A 24,224-nucleotide genomic window follows, 5' to 3' on the forward strand; every position below is an offset into this window, starting at 1 on the left:
CCGGCGCCGATGCTCTCCTCGCGCAACGTCCGACATCCGGACCTCAGCGCACACCCCCCCGCATATCCCTACCGCCTCCACGCTGGAGTGACGTCCATGCACCTCAACGAACTCAAGGCCCTGCACGTATCCGAAGTGGTCAAGCAGGCCGAAGCGCTCGAGATCGAGAACACCGGCCGCATGCGCAAGCAGGAGCTGATGTTCGCCATCATCAAGAAGCGCGCGAAGACCGGCGAACAGATCTACGCCGATGGCGTGCTCGAAGTGCTGCCCGATGGCTTCGGGTTCCTGCGCGCGCCCGACACCAGCTACACGGCGAGCACCGACGACATCTACATCTCGCCCAGCCAGATCCGCCGCTTCAACCTGCACACCGGCGACATGATCGAGGGCGAGGTGCGCATTCCCAAGGACGGCGAGCGCTACTTCGCACTCAACAAGCTCGACAAGATCAACGGCCTGCCCCCCGAGGACAACAAGCACAAGATCATGTTCGAGAACCTGACGCCGCTGTTCCCCAAGGAACAGATGCGCCTCGAACGCGACAACCTAAAGGGCGATGAGAACATCACCGGCCGCATCATCGACATCATTGCGCCCATCGGCCGCGGCCAGCGCGCGCTGATCGTGGCCCCGCCCAAGAGCGGCAAGACGGTGATGATGCAGCACATCTGCCACGCCATCACGGCCAACCACCCCGACGTGGAGCTGATGGTGCTGCTGGTGGACGAGCGCCCCGAGGAAGTGACCGAGATGCAGCGCACCGTGCGCGGCGAGGTCATCGCCTCCACCTTCGACGAGCCCGCCGCGCGCCACGTGCATGTGGCCGAGATGGTGATCGAGCGCGCCAAGCGCCTGGTCGAGCTCAAGAAGGACGTGGTGATCATGCTCGACTCCATCACCCGCCTGGCCCGCGCCTACAACAACGTGCTGCCCTCATCGGGCAAGGTGCTCACCGGCGGCGTCGACGCCAACGCGCTGCAGCGCCCCAAGCGCTTCTTCGGCGCCGCGCGCAAGGTTGAAGAAGGCGGTTCGCTCACCATCATCGCCACCGCGCTGGTCGACACGGGCTCGCGCATGGACGAGGTGATCTTCGAAGAGTTCAAGGGCACCGGCAACTGCGAGATCCACCTCGACCGCCGCCTCTACGAAAAACGCGTCTTCCCCTCCATCCAGCTCAACCGCAGCGGCACGCGCCGTGAAGAGCTGCTGCTGCAGCCCGAGATCCTGCAGAAGACCCGGATCCTGCGCCAGTTCATGTACAACATGGACGAGATCGAGTCCATGGAGATGGTGCTCAAGAGCATGAAGGCCACGAAGAACAACTCGGAGTTCTTCGACATGATGAGGCGCGGCGGTTGATCTACCTGCCTGGGCTATAATCGTCGACTTTGCTTGGCGGCAAGTACGTCGGAAGGGTTCCGGCGCGGCTGTCGCACCCGACCACAAGGAATCGCCATGAAAGAAGGCATCCACCCCAACTACCGCGACGTCTGTTTCCTCGACCTGTCGAACAACTTCAAGTTCGTCACCCGTTCGTGCGCGAACACCAAGGAAACCATCAAGATGGACGACGGCCGCGAACTGCCGCTGTTCAAGCTCGATACCTCGAGCGAATCGCACCCCTTCTACACCGGCACGCAAAAGAGCGTGGACAACATGGGCGGCCGCGTCGAGAAATTCCGCAACCGCTACGCCAAGACCGCCAAATAAGCCGGCGCCTGGCCCCAGAAAAGCAGCCGAATCCCGGCTGCTTTTTTTTCGCCCCTCTGCTGGCGCGCAGCCCGCTTGTATAGTCCCCAGCCGTGAACCGACCGACGCCCGCCATCGTGAGCCAGTCGGCCGTGCGCCGCCTGCCGCGCCCGGCCCTGATCCTGTTCTGTGTGGCCTATGTGCTGCCCGGTTTTCTCGGCCGCGAACCCTGGAAGGTGGACGATGTGGGTGCCCTGGGCGCCATGCTGGAGCTGGCCGCGGGGCAGGCGTCATGGTGGCAGCCCACGGTGCTGGGCCTGCCGGTGGAAGAAGCCGGCCCGCTGCCCTACTGGCTGGGCGCGGTGTTCATCCGCGCATTGCCTTTCCTGTCTCCCGATTTCGCGGCCCGCATCCCGTTCGGCGTGCTGCTGTCGCTCACGCTCGCGGCCACCTGGTACGCGAGCTACCAGCTGGCGCGCCAGCCCGCGGCGCTGCCCGTGGCCTTCGCCTTCGGCGGTGAGGCCCAACCCGCCGATTACGCGCGCGCCCTGGCCGACGCCGCGCTGCTCGCGCTCGTGGCCTGCCTGGGCCTGGCGCAGCTCTCGCACGAGACCTCGCCCGACCTCGCGCGCCTGGCCTGCACGGCCATGAGCCTGCTGGGCGCGGCCCGGCTTTCACACCCTGGCGCGTCCCAGCCCTGGCGCGCCCTGCCCTGGTGGTTCGCGGGGGTGTTCGGCCTGGCGCTCAGTGGCGCGGCCGGCCTCGCGGCGCTGCTGGGCGCGGGCTGGCTCGCGGTGCTGGCCTGGCGGCTGCTGCACACCGATGCCGACGCTTCGCGCGACAAAGCCTATTTCCCTGTGCTGGGCCTGGCCGCCGCCGCTTGGCTGGGCATGGCGATGGCGAGCCAGTGGCTGGACGCCTGGAACTGGCCCGATGTGCAGGCCACCCTGAGGGCGCCCTATTGGGAGAGCTGGGGCCGGCTGCTGGTCTGGTTCACCTGGCCCGCATGGCCGCTGGCGCTGTGGACGCTGTGGCGCTGGCGCCGCCAATGGGTGCAGGCGCATGTGGCGCTGCCGCTGTGGGCGGTGCTGGTGGTGGTGGGCTTCTCGGCGGTGTCCGACGACCGCGACCGCACCCTGCTGCTGGCCCTGCCGGCGCTGGCCGCGCTGGCCGCCTTCGCGCTGCCCACGCTGCGGCGCAGCGTATCGGCCCTGATCGACTGGTTCACGCTGCTGTTCTTCTCGTTCTGCGCCCTCGTGATCTGGGTGATCTGGTTCGCCATGATGACCGGCGTGCCCGCCAAGCCCGCGGCCAACGTGGCCCGCCTGGCCCCGGGCTTCGTGCCCGAGTTCTCGTTCGGCCTGTTCCTGGCCAGTGCGCTGGCCACCGGCGCCTGGCTCTGGCTGGTGGGCTGGCGGGTGGGCCGGCACCGCGAAGCGCTCTGGAAAAGCCTGGTGCTGCCCGCCGCGGGCGCCACGCTGTGCTGGCTGCTGCTCATGACGCTGTGGCTGCCGCTGCTCGATTTCGGCCGCAGCTACGGCCCGATTTCGCGCCGCATCGCCACGCTGGTGCCGCCCGGCAGTTGCGTGCTGGTCGACGGACTCACGCAGGCGCAGATCTCGGCGCTGCGCTACCACGGCAAGCTCGAGCTCGTGCGTACCACGGGCGGGTCGGACGCGCGCTGCCAGGGCATGGTGGTGTCGCCCGACACGCAGGCCACGCTGGCCGAGCGCGTCGACCTCACGCAGTGGGCCTTCAAGGCCACCGTGCGCCGCCTCACGGACAACAAGGAAAGCCTGCTGTACTACCAGCGCGTAGGCGGCTGAGGCTGAATGTTCAGCCGGGTTCGGCTTCGCGCACGCGCGTGGGCGGCAGCACGAGGTTGAAGCTCGAGCCGCGGCCCAGCTCGCTGCTGACCTCGAGCCGGCCGCCGTGGCGCTGGGCCACGTGTTTCACGATCGCCAGCCCCAGGCCGGTGCCGCCGGTCTCGCGCGAGCGGCTGCGGTCCACGCGGTAGAAGCGCTCGGTCAGGCGTGGCAGGTGCTCGGCCGCGATGCCCGGGCCTTGGTCGCGCACGAAAAACTCGGCGCAGCCGTCGTCGCGCAGCCGCCAACCCGGCTCGATGAGACCGCCACCCGGCGTGTAGCGCACGGCATTGCTCATGAGGTTGGACATGGCGCTGATGAGCTCGGACTTGGCGCCCGAGATCCAGAACGGCGGGCTGTCCAGCGGCTCGATGCGGTGCGGCGCCGCGGCCGAAATGGCCTGGGTGAGCCCGCGGCCCTCCTGCACCACGTGGTCGAGCAGTTCCTGGGTCGACACCCACTCGCCCTGCCCCGGCGCCGGGCTGCCTTCGAGGCGCGAGAGGGTAAGCAGGTCGTTGACCAGCGTCTGCATGCGGTGGGCCTGCTGGCTCATGAGGCCCAGGTACTGGTGGCGCTCCTCGGGGCTGAGCTCCAGGCTTTGCATGGTTTCCACGAAGCCGCTGAGCACGGTGAGCGGCGTGCGGATCTCGTGCGAGACGTTGGCGACGAAATCGCGCCGCATGGTTTCGGCGAGCTGCACCGCGGTCACGTCGCGCGTGAGCATGAGCTTGCGCTTCTTGCCGTAGGGGTGCAGCTGCAGCGAGATCTTGGTGGGTTGCGAGGGGCGAGGCCCGACGCCGTCGATGGTGATCTCGTGGCCGAAGTCGCCCGCGTTGAGGTAGGCGTTGAAGGCCGGATGCCGCACCATGTTGCGCACGTACTGGCCGAGATCGCGCTGCGGGTCGAAGCCGAGCTGGTTGGCCGCCGTGAGGTTGCACCACTCGATGCGGCCCGACGCGTCGAGCAGCACCACGCCATTGGGCGAAGCCTGAATGGCCGCAAGGAAGTCCTCGAGCCGCGCGTCGCTGTTCTGCGCCTTCTTCTCGAGCTTCTTGGCGAGCTTGCGCGCGCGGTCGAGCAGTTCGCCCCAGAAGCCGCCATACGCGGGCATGCGCGAGGGATCGGCCTTGTTGAACCAGCGCAGCACGCGCACCGACTGGATGGTGTCGCGCAGGGCCCAGAGCCCGGCACCGACGAGCGCACCCCCAAACGTCAGGGCCGCCTCGTTGGCGGCCCAGCCCACCGATGCCCCCAGTGCGACCAGGAGCATCAATTCGAGAACACGACGGCTCATGTCGCCGACATCGGCGTGTTGTGCGGATTGCGCCCCGAGGTGCTGGCCATGGCGGTGAGGCGGTAACCCGCGCCCCGCACGGTCTCGATCATGCCGGCCGCGTCACCCAGCGACTCCCTCAAGCGTTTGACATGAACGTCCACGGTGCGCTCCTCGATGAACACATGGTCTCCCCAGACCTTGTCGAGCAGCGTACCACGCGTGTGCACACGTTCGGCGTGCTTCATGAGGTAGTGCAGCAGCTTGAACTCGGTGGGGCCCACCTTGAGTTCGCGGCCGCGAAAGCTCACGCGGTAGGTGGCGGCGTCGAGCGCGAGCTCGCCCACCTGCACCGAGTCGTTCACGATCTCGGGCGCGCGGCGGCGCAGCACGGCGCGGATGCGCGCGAGCAGCTCCTGGGTCGAGAACGGTTTGGTGATGTAGTCGTCAGCGCCGGCGTCCAGGCCCTGCACCTTGTCGCTCTCGTCGCTGCGCGCCGTGAGCATGAGGATGGGGACGGTCTTGGTGCGATCGTTCTTGCGCCACTGCTTGGCCAGCACCGCCCCGCTCTCGCCGGGCAGCATCCAGTCGAGCAGGATGACGTCGGGCAGCACGGCATCGACCTCGCGCTGCGCGGCCACGCCGTCGAAGACGACGGTGGGCGCGAAGCCGTTGTGCCGGAGGTTGACGGCAATCAGTTCGGCGATGGAGGGCTCGTCCTCCACCACGAGGACGCGGGGCAGCTTTCTCATCCTGCGATCGATTCCACTTTGTCCACGGGCGAGTGACGGACGTCTTCGCCCTTGACGATGAAGATGATCTGTTCGGCGATGTTCTTGGCGTGGTCGCCCACGCGTTCGATGGACTTCGCGAGGAACAGCAGGTCCAGGCTCGGCGAGATGGTGCGCGCGTCTTCCATCATGTAGGTGATGAGCTTGCGCAGGAAACCGTTGTACTCGCGGTCGATGTCGTCGTCGGCCTTGATGATGGACACGGCCATCTGCGTGTCCAGCCGCGCGAACGAGTCGAGCGAGCGGCGCAGCAGCGCGGTGGCCAGGTCGGCCGCCAGGCGGAGCTCGGAGATCGGCAGGTTGCGCGGCGTGCCGCTCTCGATGATGGACTTGACCATGCGCGCGATGCGCGCCACCTCGTCGCCCGCGCGCTCGAGGTTCTGCGTGGTGCGCGAGATCGCCATCAGGAAGCGCAGGTCGCGCGCGGTGGGCTGGCGGCGGCCGATGGTGGAGATGATCTCGTGGTCGATCGTCACTTCCATCTGGTTGATGCGGGTCTCGTTCTCGAGCACCTGGTCGGCCGATTCCAAGCTCATGTTGACCAGGGCGTAGATCGCCTGGTGCAGCTGCGATTCGACCAGGCCGCCCATTTCGAGCACATGGGTGGAGATGGAGTTGAGTTCGGCGTCGAACTGGCTGGAGAGGTGTTTGTCGCTCATGGGGGTGTCTCCCTTGGGGCCGGGTATCAGCCGAAGCGGCCGGTGATGTAGTCCTCGGTGGCGGTTTTGGTCGGCTTGAAGAAGATCTGCTCGGTGGCGCCGAACTCGATCAGCTCGCCCAGGTACATGTAGGCGGTGTAGTCGCTGCAGCGCGCGGCCTGCTGCATGTTGTGCGTGACGATGGCGATGGTGTAGTCGCTCTTGAGCTCGTGCACGAGTTCTTCGACCTTGCCGGTGGAGATCGGGTCGAGCGCCGAGGTGGGCTCGTCGAGCAGCAGCACAGAAGGCTTCACGGCCACGCTGCGCGCGATGCACAGGCGCTGCTGCTGGCCGCCGGAGAGCGAAAGCCCGCTCTGGTTGAGCTTGTCTTTCACTTCCTTCCAGAGCGCGGCCTTGGTCAGCGCCCATTCCACGCGGTCGTCCATGTCGCTGCGCGAGAGGTTCTCGTACAGGCGCACGCCGAAGGCGATGTTGTCGTAGATCGACATCGGGAACGGCGTGGGCTTCTGGAACACCATGCCGATGCGCGCACGCAGCAGGTTCAGGTCCTGCTTGGGGTCGAGGATGTTCTCGCCGTAGAAGTTGATCTCGCCCTCGGCGCGCTGGCCCGGGTAGAGGCTGTACATGCGGTTGAGCGTGCGCAGCAGCGTGGACTTGCCGCAGCCCGAGGGGCCGATGAAGGCGGTGACGCGCTTCTCCTGGATGTCCAGCGTGACGTTCTTGAGGCCCTGGAACTTGCCGTAGAAGAAGTTGAGGTTGCGCACCTCGAGCGCGTTGCGGGACTCGCCCTGCTGCGCCGGCTTTTCGGCGAAGTTCTCGGGGCGGATGGCGAATGCGGTGTCGGACATGGTGGTTTTCCTTGGATGCGTGGCGGTGCGGCGTGGGCCTCAGGCCTTGACCTTGTCGCGGAAGAACACGCGCGCCAGGATGTTCAGGACGAGCACGGTGAGCGTGATGATCAGGGCGCCGGCCCAGGCCAGGCGGATCCAGTTGTCGTAGGGGCTCATGGCGAACTGGAAGATCACCACGGGCAGGTTGGCCATGGGACGGCCCATGTCGGTGCTGAAGAACTGGTTGTTGAGCGCGGTGAACAGCAGCGGCGCGGTCTCGCCGCTGATGCGCGCCACGGCCAGCAGCAGGCCGGTGATCACGCCGCTCTTGGCCGCGCGCAGCGTGACCATGAGCGAGACCTTCCAGCGCGGCGCACCGAGCGCAAAGGCCGCTTCGCGCAGGCTGCCCGGCACCAGGCGCAGCATGTTCTCGGTGGTGCGCACCACCACCGGGATGGCAATCAGCGCGAGCGCGAGGCTGCCCGCGTAGCCCGAGAAGTGGCCCGTGGTGGCGACCGCGATGGCGTACACGAACAGGCCCAGCACGATGGACGGGGCCGACAGCATGATGTCGGTGACGAAGCGGGTGAACTCGGCCACCTTGCTGTTGTCGCCGTATTCGGTGAGGTAGATGCCCGCGAGGATGCCCAACGGCGTGGACACCAGCACCGACAGGCCGACGATCATCAGGCTGCCCAGCAGCGCATTGCGCAGGCCGCCACCTTCGGAGCCCGGTGCGGGCGTGTCGGCGGTGAAGACGTTGGCATCCAGGCCCGCGATGCCATTGGAAAACAGCACCCACAGGATCCACAGCAGCACCACCAGGCCCAGGGCCATGGCCCCCATGGACAGGGTGAGGCCGACGAAGTTCGTGGTCTGGCGGCGTTTGTAGAGCGCTTGATTGATTTGCATGGTGGGTCTCGCTCTTGCGTGCTCAGGCGCCCTTGGCCTTTTCGGTGCGCAGGATCATCCACTTGGCCAGCGCCAGCACCACGAAGGTGATGCAGAACAGCACGAAGGCCAGGGCGAACAGGGTGTTGAAGTGCAGGCCTTCGGCTTCGCCGAACTCGTTGGCCAGCACCGAGGCGATCGAGGTGCCCGGGGAGAACAGCGAGCCCGGCATGCGGTTGGCGTTGCCGATCACGAAGGTGACCGCCATGGTCTCGCCGAGCGCGCGGCCCAGGCCCAGCATGATCCCGCCGATCACGCCCTTCTGCGTGTACGGCAGCACCACCTTGGACACCACCTCCCAGGTCGTGCAGCCCAGGCCGTAAGCCGATTCGCGCAGGATCGGCGGCGTGATCTCGAACACGTCGCGCATCACCGCCGCAATGAAGGGCAGCACCATGAACGCGAGGATGATGCCCGCGGCCAGGATGCCCAGGCCGTTGGGCGCGCCGCCGAAGAGCCAGCCGATCAGGGGCATGCCCATCATCAGTTCGCGCACCGGCACCTGCACGTAGTCGGCGAACACGGGCGCGAACACGAACAGGCCGAACATGCCGTAGATGATGGACGGCACGGCCGCGAGCAGCTCGATGGCCGTGCCCAGCGGGCGGCGCAGCCACACCGGGCAGGTTTCGGTGAGGAACAGCGCGATGCCGAAGGCCAGCGGCACGCCGATGAGCATGGCGATGCCCGCGCTGATCAGGGTGCCGACGATGGCGATCGCGGCCCCGTATTGTTCATTGACGATGTCCCACTCGACCGTCCAGAGGAATTGGAGTCCGAAGGTCTTGAAGGTGGGCCAGGCGTTGAGGAACAGCGAAACGATGATGCCGACCAGCGCCACGAGCACCAGCAGCGAGAAGGCCTGGGTGAGGCGGTGGAAGACGGCGTCCTGCCATTGCTGGCGTCGGGCCACGGCGAGCATGGACGCCTCGCTGCGTTGTTCGCGTGTGGCGCTGGAACGGGATGGCTTGGGCATGCTGGCGTCTGCGCTGCTGGTTGTGGTGTTCATGGGACCCTCCTCGGGTCTTGATTGACAGACTGTATGACAGACACGGATCTGCAAAAAACCCACCGGCCGGCCAGCCGCCCACCGGTGGGTCGTGCTCAGGCGCGAGGCCCGGGCATCAGCGCTTGACCTGCGACCAGACCTTGCTGCGGATCTGCTCGGTCACGGCGTCGGGCATGGGCACGTAGTCGAGCTCGACCGCGGCGGCCTTGCCGTTCTTGAACGCCCAGTCGAAGAACTTGAGCACCTCGGCCGACTGCGCCTTGTCGGCCGGCTCCTTGTACATGAGGATGAACGAGGCGGTGCTGATGGGCCAGCTGTCCTTGCCCTTGGCGTTCACCATGGACACGCCCATGCCGGGCACGCTGAACCAGTCCACACCGGCCGCGGCGGCGGCGAAGGTCTTGTCGTCGGGCTGCACGAACTGGCCATCGGCGTTCTGCAGGGCCATGTGCGGGATGTTGTTCTTCTTGGCGTAGGCGTATTCCACGTAGCCGATGGCGCCGCGGGTGCGGCTCACGTTGGCGGCCACGCCTTCGTTGCCACGGCCGCCCACCGAGGTGGATGCGGGCCACTTCACGGCGGCGCCCTTGCCCACCGTGTCGGCCCAGTCTTTGCTGACCGTGCTCAGGTAGTCGGTGAAGTTGAAGGTCGTGCCCGAACCGTCGGCGCGGTGCACCACGGTGACGGGGGTGTTGGGGAAGGTCTTGCCGGGGTTGAGCGCGGCGATCTTGGGATCGTTCCAGGCGGTGATCTTGCCCAGGAACATCTCGGCCAGCACCGGGCCGCTGATGCGCACCGAGCCGGGCGCGAAGCCTTCGAGGTTGAACACGGGCACCGTGCCGCCGATGATGGCGGGGAACTGCACCATGCCGTCCTTGTCGAGGTCGGCGCCGCTCACGGGCGCGTCGGAAGCGCCGAAGGCCACGGTCTTGGCGCGGATCTGGCGCAGGCCGCCCGACGAACCGATCGACTGGTAGTTCAGACCCGTGCCGGTCTGGGCCTTGTACATCTCGGCCCACTTGGCATAGATCGGGAACGGGAAGGTCGCGCCGGCGCCGGTGATGTCGGCAGCGTGGGCCGAGCCCAGGGCGACGGTGGCCATCGCGGCGGCGGCCAGGGCCTTCAGAAGGGTGCGTTTGCTGTTCATGCGGGTCCTCGGATGTGCATGTGAAGGGGACAGGCGGGACTCTAGGCAGGCTGTGTGACAACCAAATGACACCGATCGCTTGTCACAAAAACCGCCGCCCGGGCGCCGCCCTGTACCGGCCGTGTCAGGGGCATGCGTCACAATCGCGGCCCGCGGCCAGCCCTCCGCACCACGGCCGCCATTTCTCCATGCAAAACGGAACCCTTCTCGCCGCCATCGACCTTGGCTCCAACAGCTTTCGTCTGGAGATCGGCCGCTACCACTCGGGCCATATCGAACGCGTCGAATACCTCAAGGAAACCGTGCGCCAGGGCAATGGCCTGGATGCCGAGAAAAACCTCAGCATGGCTGCCATGCAGCGCGGCTGGGAATGCCTGGCGCGCTTTGCCGAGCGCCTGCATGGCTTCAAGAAGCACCAGGTGCGCGCCGTGGCCACGCAGACGCTGCGCGAGGCGCGCAACCGCGACGAGTTCCTGCGCCGCGCCCAGGAGGTGCTGGGCTTTCCCATCGAGGTGGTCTCGGGCCACGAAGAGGCCCGCCTGATCTACCAGGGCGTGTCGCGGCTGCTGCCGCACTCCGACGAACGCCGCCTGGTGGTCGACATCGGCGGGCGCTCGACCGAGATGATCCTGGGCGTGGGCTACACGGCCGAAACGCTGGAGTCGTACCGGCTGGGCAGCGTGGCCTGGTCGACGCGCTACTTCCCGCGCGGGCAGTTCACGAGCGCGGCGCTCAAGACCGCCGAGGTCGCCGCCAAGGCCGTGCTCGACGAGGCACTGGACCGCTTCCCGCCCACCCAGTGGCAGGTGGCTTACGGCTCCTCGGGTACCGTGGGCGCCATCGCCGACATGCTGGGCAGCAATGGCTGGGCCATGGGCCTGGTGACGCGGCCCGGGCTCGACTGGCTCACCGACCGCCTGCTCAAGGCCGGCCAGGTGGACAACCTGCGCCTGGACGGTCTCAAGGACGACCGCCGCCCGGTGCTTGCGGGCGGCCTGTCGGTGCTGCGCGCCATCTTCGACCTCTTCGGCATCGATCAGATGATGCCGGCCCAGGGCGCGCTGCGCCATGGCGCGCTCTACGACCTGATCGACCGCGAGAGCGACGGCGGCGACGTGCGCGAGCGCACGGTGCGCTGGCTCGCCCAGCGCTTCTCCGCCGACGAGGGCCAGGCGCGGCGCGTGGGCGAGGTGGCCAACGCGCTCTTCTCGCAGATCGCCGCGCCCGACGAGCGCGACGGCCGCTACTCGCAGAAGCTGGCCTGGGCGGCGCAGCTGCACGAGATCGGCACCCACATTTCGCACGAGCGCAGCCACCACCACGGCGCCTACATCCTCGACCACGTGGACGCACCGGGCTTTTCTCTGCGCGAGCTGCACCGCATGAGCCAGCTGGTGCTGGGCCAGCGCGGCAAGCTGCGCAAGCTCGAGGAGCCGCTGCAGGACGAGCTGTTCGCCAAGCAGCTGCTCTGCCTGCGGCTGGCGGTGCTGCTGTGCCATGCGCGCCAGATGCCCGAGCACCTGGACATGCGCCTGGGCTACAAGGCCGGCGCGTTCCGCCTGAGCACGCCGCCGGGCTGGGCCAAGCGCTACCCGCAGTCGGCCTGGCTGCTCGGTGAAGAGGTGCTGGCCTGGCAGAAAACCACCTGGAAGTTCAGCGCCGACATCCGCTGAGCCGTCCGCCGGGTCGGTTTCCGGCCTTCGTATAAACCGTTTATACGGTTTATACTGCGCGCCCCTGCAACTGCCCGGAGTGCCGCATGGCCCATGCCGTCGACAAGAACGCCGCCAAGAAGCCCAAGCTGGTGCGCGACAGCTTCACCATTCCCAAGAACGAGTTCGCCGCCATCGATGCGCTCAAGGCGCGCGCGATCTCGCTCGGCCTGAGCGTGAAGAAAAGCGAGCTGCTGCGCGCCGGCCTGATGGTGCTGCAAGGCCTGAACGACGCGGCTTACAAGGCGGCCCTGGCGGCCGTGCCCACGCTCAAGACCGGCCGCCCGGCGAGCGAGAAGCCGGCCAAAGCCGAGCCGGCGAAAAAGAAGGCGGCGGTGAAACCCGCGGCCAAGCCCGCCACCCAGCCTGCGGCCCAGCCCGCCGCGAAACCCGCCGCGAAACCCGCTGCGAAACCCGCTGCAAAGGCGTCCAAGCCCGCGCCCCGGAAAGCCGCCGCGCCGCGCAAGGCAGCCTGAGCCTTCAGAGCATCTCGGGGGTCTGCACCGTGACGATCACGGTCTGCCCCTGCCCGGCGCGCTCGCGGTGGCGCAGCCACCAGACCGCACCCTTCTTCACCGAACACTCGGCCTGCGACAGCGACAGCAGCCGCGCGATCACGCGGCCCAGCGTGGGCTGATGGCCCACCACCACCACGGGCGAGCGCCCCGCGGGCCATTGCACCAGCGACAGCAGCGCCTCGGCCCCGGCCTCGGGCGCGATCGCCTCGCTGGTCTTGAAGCGCCGTCCCAGGGCCAGCGCGGTCTGCTCGCAGCGCGTGGCCGGGCTGCACCAGATGCGCGCGCCTTCGGGCAGTTGCCGGTCGAGCCAGGCACCGATGCGCGCCGCCTGTTTCTCGCCCCGCGCGGTGAGGCGGCGCGCGAGGTCCTGGGCGTCGCCAGGCTGGCCGTTGGCCGGGTCGGGGTGCTCCTGGGCCTCGGCGTGGCGCCACAGGATCAGGTCGGTCCCGCGCGCCGGCATGTCGGCCTCATCCCTTGTGGCCATAGCGGTGCATCAGGCTGCTTTGCGCCGATTGCGCGTGCGTGCGGCCGCGCCCGCCCGCCGCTCCCGCGGGCACGTAGCGGCCGTCGGGCTGCAGCAGCCAGGCATCGCGCGTGTCCTGCAGGTAGGCGATCAGGCATTCGTCGATCACCCGCTGGCGCAGCGCCGGGTCGGTCACGGGCCAGGCGAGCTCCACGCGCCGCAGCATGTTGCGATTCATCCAGTCGGCGCTCGACAGCCAGACCTCTTCGTTCGCGCCGACCCGGAAATGGAACACGCGCGAGTGTTCGAGCAGGCGGCCGATCACCGAGCGCACGCGCACGTTGTCGGTGAAGCCCGGTACGCCCGCGGGCAGCACGCAGGCGCCGCGCACGATCAGGTCGATCTTCACGCCCTGCTGCGAGGCCGCGGCCAGGGCGCGCGCGAGCGCTTCGTCGGTGAGCGCGTTCATCTTGAGCGTCACGCGCGCCTCCTCGCCGCGCGCGGCCGCCTCGCCCGCGGCGGCGAGCTTGTCGAGCAGGGCCTTGTGCAGCAGGAACGGCGCCATCAGCGCCTGGTTGAGCCGGCCCAGCCGGTTCTGGCTCGCCAGGTGCAGGAAGATCTGGTCGACGTCGGCGGTGAGCGTTTCGTCGGCCGTGAGCATGCTGAGGTCGGTGTAGACGCGCGCCGTGCCCGGGTTGTAGTTGCCGGTGGACAGGTGCGCGTAGCGGCGCAGGCCCGTGGCCTCGCGGCGCGTGATGAGCAGCATCTTGGCGTGGGTCTTCAGGCCCACCACGCCATAGACCACCTGCGCCCCCACGGACTCGAGCCGCTCGGCGTAGTTGATGTTGGCCTCTTCGTCGAAGCGGGCCTTGAGTTCGACCACCGCGGTCACTTCCTTGCCGCGGCGCACGGCCTCGCGCAGCAGGTCCATGAGCTCGCTCTTGGCGCCGGTGCGGTAGATGGTCTGCTTGATCGCGAGCACGTCCGGGTCTTCGACCGCTTCGCGCAGGAAGGACAGCACCGCGTCGAAGCTCTCGTAGGGCTGGTGGATCAGCACGTCGCCCTGCTGCAGCCGCTCGAAGAACGACTGCCCCGGCGTGAGCTGCTGGGGCCAGCCCGGCAGGTAGGGCTCGAAGCGCAGCTCGGGCGCGTCGATCTTGTCGATGAGCTGGTTGAGCCGCACCAGGTTGACCGGGCCGGGCACGCGGTACAGGCTGGCCTCGGGCAGGCCGAACTGCTCGAGCAGGAAGTCGGACAGGAATTCGGATGCACCGGCCGACACCTCGAGCCGCAGCGCCTGGCCGTAATGGCGCTGCTGCAGCCCCTTGCGCAGCGCGGTGCGCAGGTTCTTCACCTCTTCCTCGTCCACCGCGAGGTCCGAATGGCGCGTGACGCGGAACTGCGAGAACTCGGTGACCTGGCGGCCCGGGAACAGGTCGCCCAGGTGGGTGCGGATCAGGCTGGAGATGGACACGAAGTGCACCTGCCGCGAGCCCTTGACCGAGGGCAGCCGGAAGAAGCGCGGCAGGATGCGCGGCACCTTCACGATCGCGATTTCGTTCTCGCGGCCGAAGGCGTCCTTGCCCGAGAGCCGCACGATGAAGTTGAGCGACTTGTTGGCCACCTGCGGGAACGGGTGCGCAGGGTCCAGGCCCACGGGCATGAGCAGCGGTTGCACCTCGTTGACGAAGATCTCGCGCACGTGGCGGCGCTGGCGTGAATTGCGCTCGCTGTGCGCCACGATCTTGATGCCCTTCTTCTCGAGCGCGGGCAGCACCTCGTCGTTGTAGATCGCGTACTGCTGGGACACGAGTTCGTGCACGCGGGCCGACAGGGCCTGGAAGGTCTCGGCGGTGTAGAGGCCGCGGGTCTCGTTGATGCGCGCGGCCGCGAGCTGCGGCGCCATGCGCACCTCGAAGAACTCGTCGAGGTTGCTCGAGACGATGCTCAGGTAGCGCAGGCGCTCGAGCACGGGCACGTCGGTGCGACGCGCCCAGTCCATCACGCGCTCGTTGAAGGCAAGGATGCTGAGGTCGCGGTCGAGCAGCGGGAACCTGGGGGCATTCGGGTGGCCGGTCATGCCTGCATTATCTTGAAAGGTGTGGCCGCGGCAGTCGCGTCGGTGCGCCGATCGAGCCGGTGCAGTTCGTGCACGAAACGCTCGGCCGCGCGCGGCCACGCGAAGCGCAGCGCACCGGCGCGCGCCTCGTGGCGGCCGATGCGCAGCGCCTCGTGCCAGGCCTCGCGCAGGTCGTCGTGCAGGGCGGCGGCGCGGGTCTGGCCGATGAGCTGCAGCAGCACCTCGGTGGGATAGGCCGCGACCGGTGTGCCACAGGCCAGCGCTTCGAGCACGGTGGCCGGCGGTTCTTCGCCGCGCCCGGGGTGCACCAGCACGTCGGCCGAGGCGTACACCGCGGCCAGCGCGGCGCGCGGCAAAAAGCCCAGCCAGTGCACGTTGGGGTAGCGCTGGCGCAGGGCCGGCTGGTCGGGGCCGGCGCCGCAGACCAGCTTGCAGCCCGGCACGTCCAGGCGCAGAAAGTCTTCGACCCGCTGGTCCAGCGCGACGGCGCCCACGTACAGGCTCACCGGGTGTGCGAGCGGGCCCAGCGGTCCGTGCGGCTGCCGGCTGGACGTGCCGCGCGCCGGCGCGAACAGGCGCGTGTCCACGCCCGCCACCCAGGCGCGCGCCTGCGCCAGCCCGGCCGCCTGCAGCGCGTCGGCCTGGGCCTGGCTGCCCGCGAGCACGCGTTGCGCCGGCCGGTGGAAATGGCGCAGCAGGGCCGCGGTCCAGGGCGCCGGCAGCCGCAGGCCGCGCCGCAGGCGCTGTGGCAGCCGCAGCCACCACGCGCTGGTGAAGCCCCAGCCCTGCGCCAGACAGATGCGGCGCGCGGCCCAGCCCAGCGGCCCCTCGGTGGCGATGTGGATGGCGTCGGGCGCGGCCTCGCGCATCAGGCGCAGCAACGCCCGGCCCGGCAGCAGCGCGAGGTCCATGCCCAGCCAGCCCGGGCCGGCGCGGTGGCGGAACAGGCCCGGGTGCAGCACCTGCGGCTCGTGGCCGTCGGCCTGCAACTGGCGCACCAGCTCGGTCAGCGCCATGACCAGGCCGTGCGTGTGGGGCGTCCAGGCGTCGGTGACGATCAGGATCTTCATCGCCACCCCCGCGCTCAGGCGCTCATTTCCGGCAGCCCTTGCGCCCCGGCCGGGGCCAGCAGGCCGGGCAAGGCGCCGGGCGCCCAGTGCACCAGTTCGAGCCGGCCGTCGAGGTGCTCGACCAGGGCCGACAGGCTCTCCACCCAGTCGCCGTCATTGCAGTACAGCGTGCCGTCGATGGTGCGCATCTCGGGCCGGTGGATGTGGCCGCAGACCACACCCTGGTAGCCGCGCGAGCGCGCTTCGGCGGCCACGGCGCGCTCGAAGTCCATCACGTAGTTCAGCGCCTTCTTCACCTTGTGCTTGAGGTACTGCGACAGCGACCAGTACGGCAGGCCCATGCGGGCGCGCAGCGAATTGAGGTGGCGGTTCATGCGCAGCAGGAACTCGTAGGCGTTGTCGCCCAGGTAGGCCAGCCACTTGGCGCACTGGATCACGCCGTCGAAGTGGTCGCCGTGCACCACCCAGAGCCGGCGGCCGTCGGCCGTGACGTGCACCGCCTCGTTCGCGACTTCGATGCCGCCGAAGTGGTGGCCGTCGAACTGGCGCGCGAATTCGTCGTGGTTGCCCGGCACGAACACCACGCGGCAGCCCTTGCGCGAGCGCCGCAGCAGCTTCTGCACCACGTCGTTGTGGGCCTGCGGCCAGAACCATTTGCGGCGCAGTTGCCAGCCATCGATGATGTCGCCGACCAGGTACAGCGTTTCGCTCGGGTGCTGCTTGAGGAACTCGAGCAGTTCCACGGCCTGGCAGCCCGCGGTGCCCAGGTGCAGGTCCGAAATGAACACGGCCCGGTAGCGCGCACGCTCCGGGCCGTCGGGGGTGCCGTCGTCGGCGTCGGCGTCGATGGCCAGGGGCACCGGCGCGGCCGGCGTGCCCTCGCGCAGGCTGGCACGCGCCGCCCAGCCGCCCATCAGGTCGAAGGCCGAGCGCATCAGCCGCCCCCCAGCAGGTGGTTGCGGTGGCGCGGCGCGAGGTCTTGCAGGCGCATCACCAGCGGCAGGTCGGCGACGTTGAAGTCCGGGTCCCAGGCGGGCGGGCCCATCACCTTCGCGCCGAGCCGCAGATAGCCCTTGACCAGCGCCGGGGGCTGCACGCCAGGCGCGGGGTCGATGCGGTCGATCGGCAGCGGCAGGCGCGGTCGCACCTGCCAGTCGATCGGGGCCAGCGTGTCCTGGCGCAGGCGCTGCCACAGGCCCGCGGCGTAGCGGCCGTCCTGGTGCATGGGCACGCTCGCGCAACCGATCATCACGTCGAGCCCGTTGCGCTGCATGAAGCCGCTGAGCGCGCTCCACAGCGCGAGGATCACGCCGCCCGTGCGGTGATCGGGGTGCACGCAGCTGCGGCCCAGCTCGACCATGCGATCGCGCACCTGGCGCAGCCGCGTGAGGTCGAACTCGGTGTCGCTGTAGGTGCTGCCCACGCGGCGCGCCTGCGCGGGGGTGAGCACGCGGTAGGTGCCGATGACGTCGTCGCTGCCGGCCTGGGTGACCAGCAGGTGCTCGCAGTAGTCGTCGAACAGGTCGATGTCGTGGCCGGGCAGCGGGCTGCGCAGGCGCGCGCCCATCTCGCCCGCGAACACCGCGTGGCGCAGGCGCTGGGCCGCGCGCACTTCGTCGAGGTGGCGGGCCCACCGCACCGACCAGGGGGCAGCGGCCGTTGCGGGTACCGGCGTTGTCAGGGGCCGGTGGTGAAGGTGCAGCATGGGGAAGGTGTCCATGGCCTTTCATGCTCGGCGCCGGCCATGACCGGCCCGTGGCCACGGCATGAAGCTTTGATGACACGCGGCGCTCCCGCCACGGCGCACGCGCCTGACACAATGCGGCCCGTGACCACGCCACTGACCCTTTTGCCCCACCCGCTGTCACCGCTGATCCCGCTGCTGCTGACGGTGGAATGCCGGCCCGAGCCGCGCGAGCTGGTGCTGCATTACCGGCTGCGCGGCGACATGCGCCTGCTGCGCTGGCCGGCACCGCCCGGCGGCCGCGCCGACGGCCTGTGGCAGCACACCTGCTTCGAGGCCTTTGTCGCCGCCGAGGGGGTGTCCGCGTACCACGAGTTCAACTTCGCGCCTTCGGGCCAGTGGGCGCACTACGCCTTTCGCGCCGAACGCGAACGCGACAGCGACCCCGACGCCGCCCCGCCGCCCCTGATCGACCGCCAGGACCAGGCCGACGGGATGGACCTGATCGCGGTGATCGACCGCCGCGCCCTGCCCCACGGCCCCTGGCAGATCGGGCTGAGCGCCGTGCTCGAAGACACGCTCGGCCGCCTCGCGCACCTGGCGCTGCGCCACCCCGGGGACAAACCCGATTTCCACAACCGCGCGGGCTGGACCTTGCACCTGCCCGCGGGCTGACCCTTGCCGCCCACAGAACCCATGCAGATCGGACTCGAACGACTGGTGGCCGATGCCACCCTGCGCGCCCCCCTCGCGGGCCGGCGCGTGGCCCTGCTCGCCCACCCCGCCTCGGTCACGCGCGGCCTCACGCACGCGCTGGACGCGCTCGCGGCCCTGCCCGAGGTGAAGCTCAGCGCGGCCTTCGGCCCGCAGCACGGCCTGCGCGGCGACAAGCAGGACAACATGGTGGAGTCGCCCGACTTCACCGACCCGCGGCTGGGCATTCCGGTGTTCAGCCTGTATGGCGAGGTGCGCCGGCCCACCGACGCCATGATGGACAGCTTCGACGTGCTGCTGGTGGACCTGCAGGACCTGGGCTGCCGCATCTACACCTTCATCACCACGCTGCGCTACGTGCTCGAAGCGGCCGCGAAGCATGGCAAAGCGGTCTGGGTGCTCGACCGCCCCAACCCCGCGGGCCGCCCGGTCGAGGGTTTCACGCTGCGCGAGGGCTGGGAAAGCTTCGTGGGCGCGGGCCCCATGCCCATGCGCCACGGCCTGACCATGGGCGAGCTCGGCCACTGGTTCGTGGCCACGCTGGGGCTGGACCTGGACTACCGCGTGATCCCCATGCAGGGCTGGCAGCCCGAGGCCGCGCCCGGCTTCGGCTGGCCGCTGGGCGAGCGCAGCTGGGTCAACCCGAGCCCCAACGCCCCCAACCTCTCCATGGCGCGCGCTTACGCGGGCACGGTGATGCTCGAAGGCACCACGCTCAGCGAAGGCCGTGGCACCACGCGCCCGCTCGAGCTGTTCGGCGCGCCCGACCTCGACATCCCACGCCTGCTGCGCGACATGCACGCGCTGGCCCCGCAATGGCTGCGCGGCTGCGTGCTGCGCGAATGCTGGTTCGAGCCCACCTTCCACAAGCACGTGGGCCGGCTCTGCGCGGGCGTGCAGATCCACGTCGAAGACCCGGTGCACTACGACCACGCGGCCTTCCAGCCCTGGCGGCTGCAGACCCTGGCCTTCCGCGCCATCCGCCTGCAACAGCCCGACTACCCGCTGTGGCGCGACTTCCCCTACGAGTACGAGCGCGACCGGCTGGCGATCGACCTCATCAACGGCAGCCCGCTGCTGCGCGAGTGGGTGGACGACGTGCAGGCCGCGCCCGAAGACTTCGACCAGGCCGTGCGCGCAGACGAAACCGCCTGGCTGGAAGCGCGCCGGCCGCACCTGCTCTACTGAGCCGAGGCGCGGCGGCCGGGCCTCGGCTCAGAGCCACTTCTGCAGGAACTGGGCGGTGCCCATGGCCGGATCGAGCCGGTAACCCGCGAAGCCGATGCGCTCGTAGAGCCGCATCGCCGGCCGGTTGCCCGAGAGCACCTCGAGCGTGAGCTTGCACGCGCCGCGCCGGCGCGCCTCCTGCTCGACCGCGCGCAGCATCTGTTCGGCAATGCCGCGGCCGCGGTGGCTCGCGAGCACGGCCACGTCGTGCACGTTCACCAGCGGCCGGCCTTTGGAGGTGGAGAAGCCTATCAGGCGGTGCGCAGCGTGTCGGCCAGGCGCTCGGCGCAGCGCTGGGCCATTGCGGCATCGCGCGCTTCCACCATCACGCGCACCAGCGGTTCGGTGCCGCTCGCGCGGATCAGCACGCGGCCGCTGTCGCCGAGCTCGGCTTCCACCGCCTGGGTTTCACTCGCCAGTCGCGCATTGGTTTTCCAGTCCTGGCCTGGCTGCAGGCGCACGTTGATCAGCGTCTGCGGGAACAGGGTCACGTCGGCCAGCAGTTGCGCCAGGCTCTTGCCGCTGTCCACGCAGGCGTGCAGCACCTGAAGCGCCGAGACCAGGCCGTCGCCGGTGGTGTGGCGGTCGAGCACCAGCAGGTGGCCCGAACCTTCGCCGCCGAGCAGCCAGCCGCGTTTGTCGAGCTCTTCGAGCACATAGCGGTCGCCGACCTTGGCGCGCACGAACTGCACGCCGCGTGCCTTCAGCGCCACCTCCACCGCCATGTTGGTCATGAGCGTGCCCACCACGCCGGGCACATCTTCGTCGCGCGCCAGGCGGTCCATGGTCATGAGGTAAAGCAGTTCGTCGCCGTTGTAGAGCCGGCCCTGGCGGTCGGTCATCTGCAGGCGGTCGGCGTCGCCGTCGAGCGCGATGCCGTAGTCGGCGCCGTGCTGCCTGACCGCGTCGATCAGGGCCTCGGGGTGGGTCGCGCCCACGCCGGCGTTGATGTTGAGGCCGTCGGGCGTGCAGCCGATCTTCACCACCTCGGCGCCGAGTTCGTGGAACACCGAGGGCGCGATGTGGTACGCCGCGCCGTTCGCGCCGTCGACCACGATCTTGAGCCCGCGCAGGCTCAGGTTGTGCGAGCAGGTGCTCTTGCAGAACTCGATGTAGCGGCCCGCCGCGTCGTCGAGCCGGCGCGACTTGCCGAGTTCGGCCGCGGGCACCCACACGGGCGGCTCATCGAGCGCGGCCTCCACATCGAGCTCCCACTGGTCGGGCAGCTTGGTGCCCTTGGCGCTGAAGAACTTGATGCCGTTGTCGGCGAAGGGGTTGTGGCTGGCCGAGATCACCACGCCCAGGCTGGCGCGCTGCGCGCGCGTGAGGTAGGCCACGGCGGGCGTGGGCACCGGGCCCAGCAGCACCACGTCGACCCCGGCCGAGTTGAAGCCCGATTCGAGCGCGGCCTCGAGCATGTAGCCCGAGATGCGTGTGTCCTTGCCGATCAGCACCGTGGGGTGGGCCTGCTGGCGCTTGAGCACGCGGCCGACCGCATGGGCCAGGCGCAGCACGAAGTCGGGGGTGATGGGCGCCTGGCCGACGGTGCCTCGGATGCCGTCGGTGCCGAAATACTGGCGGGCCATGGGTGCTTCTCCTCGCGGGGTGTTTTGTGTGACGCGCGGATTATCGGGGCGCGGCACCCGGCTTCAACGCGCGGCGCGCCAGACCTTCAACGCTTCGACGGTTTCGCGGACATCGTGCACACGCACCACGTGCGCGCCCCGGTCCACGGCCAGCACGGCGGCCGTCACGCTGGCGTGCACGCGCGCGGCCGGCGTCTCGATGCCCGTGACCGCGCCCAGCGACGATTTGCGCGACCAGCCGGCCAGCAGCGCGAAGCCGTCGTCGAGCAGTTCGCGCTGGCGCGCGAGCAGGCTGAAGTTCTGCGCCACGGTCTTGCCGAAGCCCACGCCCGGGTCGAACACGACGCGCTCGCGCGCCACGCCCAGCGCCTGCAGCGCCTGCGCGCGCTCGCGCAGGAAGGCCCGCACGGCGGGCAGCACGTCGCCGTCCATGGGCGCCACCTGCATGGTCTGCGGGTCGCGGTGCATGTGCATGAGGCACACGCCCGCGCGCGGGTGGGCCGCCACCACCGCCAGCGCGTCGCCGCGGCGCAGGGCCCAGATGTCGTTGACGATGTCGGCGCCCAGGTCGAGAACGGCGCGCATCACCTCGGGCTTGTAGGTGTCCACCGACACCGGCACCCCGAGCTTCACGGCCTCGCGCACCACGGGCAGCACGCGCGCCAGTTCTTCGTCGAGCGGCACCGCGGGGCTGCCCGGGCGCGTGGATTCGCCGCCGATGTCCAGGATGTGTGCGCCCTGTGCAAGCAGCGCCTCGGCATGGGCCAGCGCGGCCGCGGTGCCGGCATGGCGGCCGCCGTCCGAGAACGAGTCGGGCGTGACGTTGACGATGCCCATCACCTGGGGCTCGCTCAGGTCGATGTCGAAACGGGTGGTGGTCCAGCGCATGGGAGGTCCCTGAAATGGCAACGGGGCCCGAAGGCCCCGTCGAGGTGGGTCGGCGCGGATCAGGCCGCGTTGGGTGCCGCGTCGGGCGACACGGCGGGGGTGCCGCCGCTGCCACCGCCACCCACGGGGTTGCGCGGCGTCCAGTCCTTGGGCGGCCGCGGCGGCTTGCCGGCCATGATGTCGTCGAGCTGTTCGCCGTCGATGGTTTCCCATTCGAGCAGGGCCTTGGCCATGGCGTGCATCTTGTCGCTGTGCTCCTCGATCAGGCGGCGCGCCTCGGCGTACTGCTCGTCGATGATGCGGCGCACCTCGGCGTCGACCTTCTGCATCGTCTGTTCGGAGATGTTGGTGGTCTTGGTGACCGAGCGGCCCAGGAAGACCTCGCCCTCGTTCTCGGCGTAGACCATGGGGCCCAGCGCGTCGGTCATGCCGTAGCGCATCACCATGTCGCGCGCGATGTGCGTGGCGCGCTCGAAGTCGTTGCTGGCGCCGGTGGTCATCTGGTTCATGAACACCTCTTCCGCGATGCGGCCGCCGAACAGCATGCTGATCTGGTTGAGCATGTACTCGCGGTCGTAGCTGTAGCGGTCTTTCTCGGGCAGGCTCATGGTCACGCCCAGCGCGCGGCCGCGCGGGATGATGGTGACCTTGTGCACCGGGTCGCACTTGGGCAGCAGCTTGCCGATCAGGGCGTGGCCGGCCTCGTGGTAGGCGGTGTTGCGGCGCTCTTCCTCGGGCATGACCATGCTCTTGCGCTCGGGGCCCATGAGGATCTTGTCCTTGGCCTTCTCGAAGTCCTGCATTTCCACGGTGCGCGCGTTGCGGCGCGCGGCCATGAGTGCGGCCTCGTTGCAGAGGTTGGCCAGGTCGGCGCCGCTCATGCCGGGCGTGCCGCGCGCGATGATGGCGGCGTTCACGTCGGTACCCAGCGGGATCTTGCGCATGTGCACGTTGAGGATCTGCTCGCGGCCGCGGATGTCGGGCAGCGTCACGTAGACCTGGCGGTCGAAGCGGCCCGGGCGCAGCAGCGCGGCGTCGAGGATGTCGGGGCGGTTGGTGGCGGCCACCACGATCACGCCCAGGTTGGTCTCGAAGCCGTCCATCTCGACCAGCATCTGGTTGAGGGTCTGCTCGCGTTCGTCGTTGCCGCCGCCCAGGCCTGCGCCACGCTGGCGGCCCACGGCGTCGATCTCGTCGATGAAGATGATGCAGGGCGCGTTCTTCTTGGCGTTCTCGAACATGTCGCGCACGCGGGCCGCGCCCACGCCGACGAACATCTCCACGAAATCGGAGCCCGAAATGCTGAAGAACGGCACCTTGGCTTCGCCAGCGATGGACTTGGCCAGCAGCGTCTTGCCGGTGCCCGGCGGGCCCACCAGCAGCAGGCCGCGCGGAATGCGACCGCCCAGCTTCTGGAATTTCTGCGGGTCCTTGAGGAAGTCGACGACCTCTTTCACCTCTTCCTTGGCCTCGTCGCAGCCCGCGACATCGGCGAAGGTGACGGTGTTGTTGTTCTCGTCGAGCATGCGCGCCTTGCTCTTGCCGAAGCTGAAGGCGCCGCCCTTGCCGCCACCCTGCATCTGGCGCATGAAGTAGATCCAGACCCCGATCAGCAGCAGCATGGGGCCCCAGCTCACGAGCAGCGTCATGAGCAGCGAACCCTCTTCGCGCGGGCGCACGTCGAACTTCACGTCGTAGCGGATCAGGTCGCCCACCAGGCCGCGGTCGAGGTAGGTGGCGGTGGTGCGCACGCGGCGGTCGTCTTGCGTGACGGCCACGATCTCGGTGCCGCCCTGGCCTTCCTGGATGGTGGCGCTCTTGATCTGGCGCGCCTTGACCTGGTCAAGGAATTCGGAATAGCCGATGTAGCCGGCCCCTGCCGTGCTGCGACCGTCGAATTGCTTGAAGACGGTGAACAGCACCATGGCGATGACCATCCACACGGCAATTTTCGAGAACCACTGGTTGTTCAAAGAGAACTCCTAAGCACACGGGCGGTGCCAGCACAAACGCATATGCCGGGCATTCTAGGACTTTCAAGTGCCCCTCCTGCCCTGGCGTGACA

22 protein-coding genes and 1 pseudogene are annotated in these 24,224 nt (G+C 69.0%); 7 read left to right on the forward strand and 16 right to left on the reverse strand.

Features of this window, described 5'->3' with window-relative positions; genetic code table 11:
* Window positions 1-96 precede the first annotated feature (96 nt).
* The 3 genes from rho to G9Q37_RS07915 all read left to right on the forward strand — a co-directional run bounded on the left by rho (window position 97) and on the right by G9Q37_RS07915 (window position 3,518).
* Window positions 97-1,362, forward strand: a complete 1,266-nt coding sequence (gene rho, locus G9Q37_RS07905) for a transcription termination factor Rho (RefSeq protein ID WP_166226672.1) — start codon at window positions 97-99, stop codon at window positions 1,360-1,362.
* 96 nt (window positions 1,363-1,458) lie between these two features.
* A complete protein-coding gene (locus G9Q37_RS07910) occupies window positions 1,459-1,713 on the forward strand; it encodes a type B 50S ribosomal protein L31 (protein ID WP_166226673.1) in 255 nt (84 codons plus the stop codon).
* Between the two features lie 92 nt (window positions 1,714-1,805).
* On the forward strand, window positions 1,806-3,518 hold the full coding sequence (locus G9Q37_RS07915) for a hypothetical protein (RefSeq protein WP_166226674.1): 1,713 nt from the start codon (window positions 1,806-1,808) through the stop codon (window positions 3,516-3,518).
* A 10-nt stretch (window positions 3,519-3,528) separates the two neighbouring features.
* On the opposite strand, the gene phoR is transcribed toward G9Q37_RS07915, so the two are convergent.
* From phoR to pstS, 7 genes are all read right to left on the reverse strand, one after another.
* Window positions 3,529-4,851, reverse strand: coding sequence for a phosphate regulon sensor histidine kinase PhoR (gene phoR, locus G9Q37_RS07920; RefSeq protein ID WP_166226675.1), 1,323 nt, complete (start codon window positions 4,849-4,851; stop codon window positions 3,529-3,531).
* Window positions 4,848-5,582 (reverse strand): phosphate regulon transcriptional regulator PhoB, encoded by a 735-nt coding sequence (phoB, locus tag G9Q37_RS07925; RefSeq protein ID WP_166226676.1) that lies wholly within the window; start codon window positions 5,580-5,582, stop codon window positions 4,848-4,850. Before phoB ends, phoR begins: the two co-directional genes overlap by 4 nt.
* Complete coding sequence (gene phoU, locus G9Q37_RS07930; protein ID WP_166226677.1) at window positions 5,579-6,280, reverse strand: phosphate signaling complex protein PhoU; 702 nt, start codon at window positions 6,278-6,280, stop codon at window positions 5,579-5,581. The genes phoB and phoU overlap by 4 nt, the downstream gene beginning before the upstream one ends.
* A 26-nt stretch (window positions 6,281-6,306) precedes the next feature.
* Complete coding sequence (pstB, locus tag G9Q37_RS07935) at window positions 6,307-7,128, reverse strand: phosphate ABC transporter ATP-binding protein PstB (RefSeq protein WP_240936569.1); 822 nt, start codon at window positions 7,126-7,128, stop codon at window positions 6,307-6,309.
* Window positions 7,129-7,167: 39 nt separating this feature from the next.
* Complete coding sequence (gene pstA / locus G9Q37_RS07940) at window positions 7,168-8,022, reverse strand: phosphate ABC transporter permease PstA (RefSeq protein WP_166226678.1); 855 nt, start codon at window positions 8,020-8,022, stop codon at window positions 7,168-7,170.
* A gap of 22 nt (window positions 8,023-8,044) precedes the next feature.
* Window positions 8,045-9,037: a phosphate ABC transporter permease subunit PstC gene (gene pstC / locus G9Q37_RS07945; protein ID WP_166231086.1), complete on the reverse strand. Its 993-nt coding sequence runs from the start codon at window positions 9,035-9,037 to the stop codon at window positions 8,045-8,047.
* A gap of 148 nt (window positions 9,038-9,185) precedes the next feature.
* Entirely contained in the window at window positions 9,186-10,217 is a 1,032-nt protein-coding gene (pstS, locus tag G9Q37_RS07950) for a phosphate ABC transporter substrate-binding protein PstS (RefSeq protein WP_166226679.1), read from the reverse strand.
* Between the two features lie 188 nt (window positions 10,218-10,405).
* Here pstS and G9Q37_RS07955 point away from each other — a divergent pair, with 188 nt between their 5' ends.
* A complete protein-coding gene (locus tag G9Q37_RS07955; protein WP_166226680.1) occupies window positions 10,406-11,890 on the forward strand; it encodes a Ppx/GppA phosphatase family protein in 1,485 nt (494 codons plus the stop codon).
* Window positions 11,891-11,976: 86 nt separating this feature from the next.
* Window positions 11,977-12,405: a hypothetical protein gene (locus tag G9Q37_RS21765; protein ID WP_205710735.1), complete on the forward strand. Its 429-nt coding sequence runs from the start codon at window positions 11,977-11,979 to the stop codon at window positions 12,403-12,405.
* Window positions 12,406-12,409: 4 nt separating this feature from the next.
* Here the strand turns inward: G9Q37_RS21765 and G9Q37_RS07965 are convergent, their stop codons facing one another.
* The 5 genes from G9Q37_RS07965 to G9Q37_RS07985 are packed head-to-tail and all read right to left on the reverse strand — an operon-like array spanning window position 12,410 to window position 17,780.
* Complete coding sequence (locus G9Q37_RS07965; RefSeq protein ID WP_166226681.1) at window positions 12,410-12,907, reverse strand: SixA phosphatase family protein; 498 nt, start codon at window positions 12,905-12,907, stop codon at window positions 12,410-12,412.
* Between the two features lie 7 nt (window positions 12,908-12,914).
* On the reverse strand, window positions 12,915-14,990 hold the full coding sequence (gene ppk1, locus G9Q37_RS07970) for a polyphosphate kinase 1 (protein ID WP_166226682.1): 2,076 nt from the start codon (window positions 14,988-14,990) through the stop codon (window positions 12,915-12,917).
* A complete protein-coding gene (locus G9Q37_RS07975; protein WP_166226683.1) occupies window positions 14,987-16,060 on the reverse strand; it encodes a glycosyltransferase in 1,074 nt (357 codons plus the stop codon). The genes ppk1 and G9Q37_RS07975 overlap by 4 nt, the downstream gene beginning before the upstream one ends.
* A gap of 14 nt (window positions 16,061-16,074) precedes the next feature.
* Entirely contained in the window at window positions 16,075-16,995 is a 921-nt protein-coding gene (locus tag G9Q37_RS07980) for a UDP-2,3-diacylglucosamine diphosphatase (protein WP_166226684.1), read from the reverse strand.
* Window positions 16,995-17,780 carry a GNAT family N-acetyltransferase gene (locus G9Q37_RS07985; RefSeq protein ID WP_166226685.1) on the reverse strand — a complete coding sequence of 262 codons (786 nt, stop codon included), beginning with the start codon at window positions 17,778-17,780 and terminating at the stop codon, window positions 16,995-16,997. The genes G9Q37_RS07980 and G9Q37_RS07985 overlap by 1 nt, the downstream gene beginning before the upstream one ends.
* Before the next feature lie 108 nt (window positions 17,781-17,888).
* Between G9Q37_RS07985 and G9Q37_RS07990 the strand changes: the two genes are divergently transcribed.
* Together G9Q37_RS07990 and G9Q37_RS07995 are read left to right on the forward strand one after the other, a co-directional pair.
* Window positions 17,889-18,419 (forward strand): DOMON-like domain-containing protein, encoded by a 531-nt coding sequence (locus tag G9Q37_RS07990; protein ID WP_166226686.1) that lies wholly within the window; start codon window positions 17,889-17,891, stop codon window positions 18,417-18,419.
* Window positions 18,420-18,440: 21 nt separating this feature from the next.
* Complete coding sequence (locus G9Q37_RS07995) at window positions 18,441-19,646, forward strand: exo-beta-N-acetylmuramidase NamZ family protein (RefSeq protein WP_166226687.1); 1,206 nt, start codon at window positions 18,441-18,443, stop codon at window positions 19,644-19,646.
* Window positions 19,647-19,673: 27 nt separating this feature from the next.
* On the opposite strand, the pseudogene G9Q37_RS08000 reads toward G9Q37_RS07995, so the two are convergent.
* From G9Q37_RS08000 to ftsH, 4 genes and pseudogenes are all read right to left on the reverse strand, one after another.
* Window positions 19,674-19,934: pseudogene (locus tag G9Q37_RS08000) on the reverse strand (GNAT family N-acetyltransferase); the annotation flags it as partial.
* A gap of 2 nt (window positions 19,935-19,936) precedes the next feature.
* Window positions 19,937-21,271 (reverse strand): phosphoglucosamine mutase, encoded by a 1,335-nt coding sequence (glmM, locus tag G9Q37_RS08005; protein ID WP_166226688.1) that lies wholly within the window; start codon window positions 21,269-21,271, stop codon window positions 19,937-19,939.
* Window positions 21,272-21,334: 63 nt separating this feature from the next.
* Window positions 21,335-22,159, reverse strand: a complete 825-nt coding sequence (folP, locus tag G9Q37_RS08010) for a dihydropteroate synthase (RefSeq protein ID WP_166226689.1) — start codon at window positions 22,157-22,159, stop codon at window positions 21,335-21,337.
* A 59-nt stretch (window positions 22,160-22,218) separates the two neighbouring features.
* A complete protein-coding gene (gene ftsH, locus G9Q37_RS08015; RefSeq protein ID WP_166226690.1) occupies window positions 22,219-24,132 on the reverse strand; it encodes an ATP-dependent zinc metalloprotease FtsH in 1,914 nt (637 codons plus the stop codon).
* Window positions 24,133-24,224: the final 92 nt, after the last annotated feature.

The sequence above is a fragment of the Hydrogenophaga crocea genome (genome assembly GCF_011388215.1).
GTDB classification, from domain to species: domain Bacteria; phylum Pseudomonadota; class Gammaproteobacteria; order Burkholderiales; family Burkholderiaceae_C; genus Hydrogenophaga; species Hydrogenophaga crocea.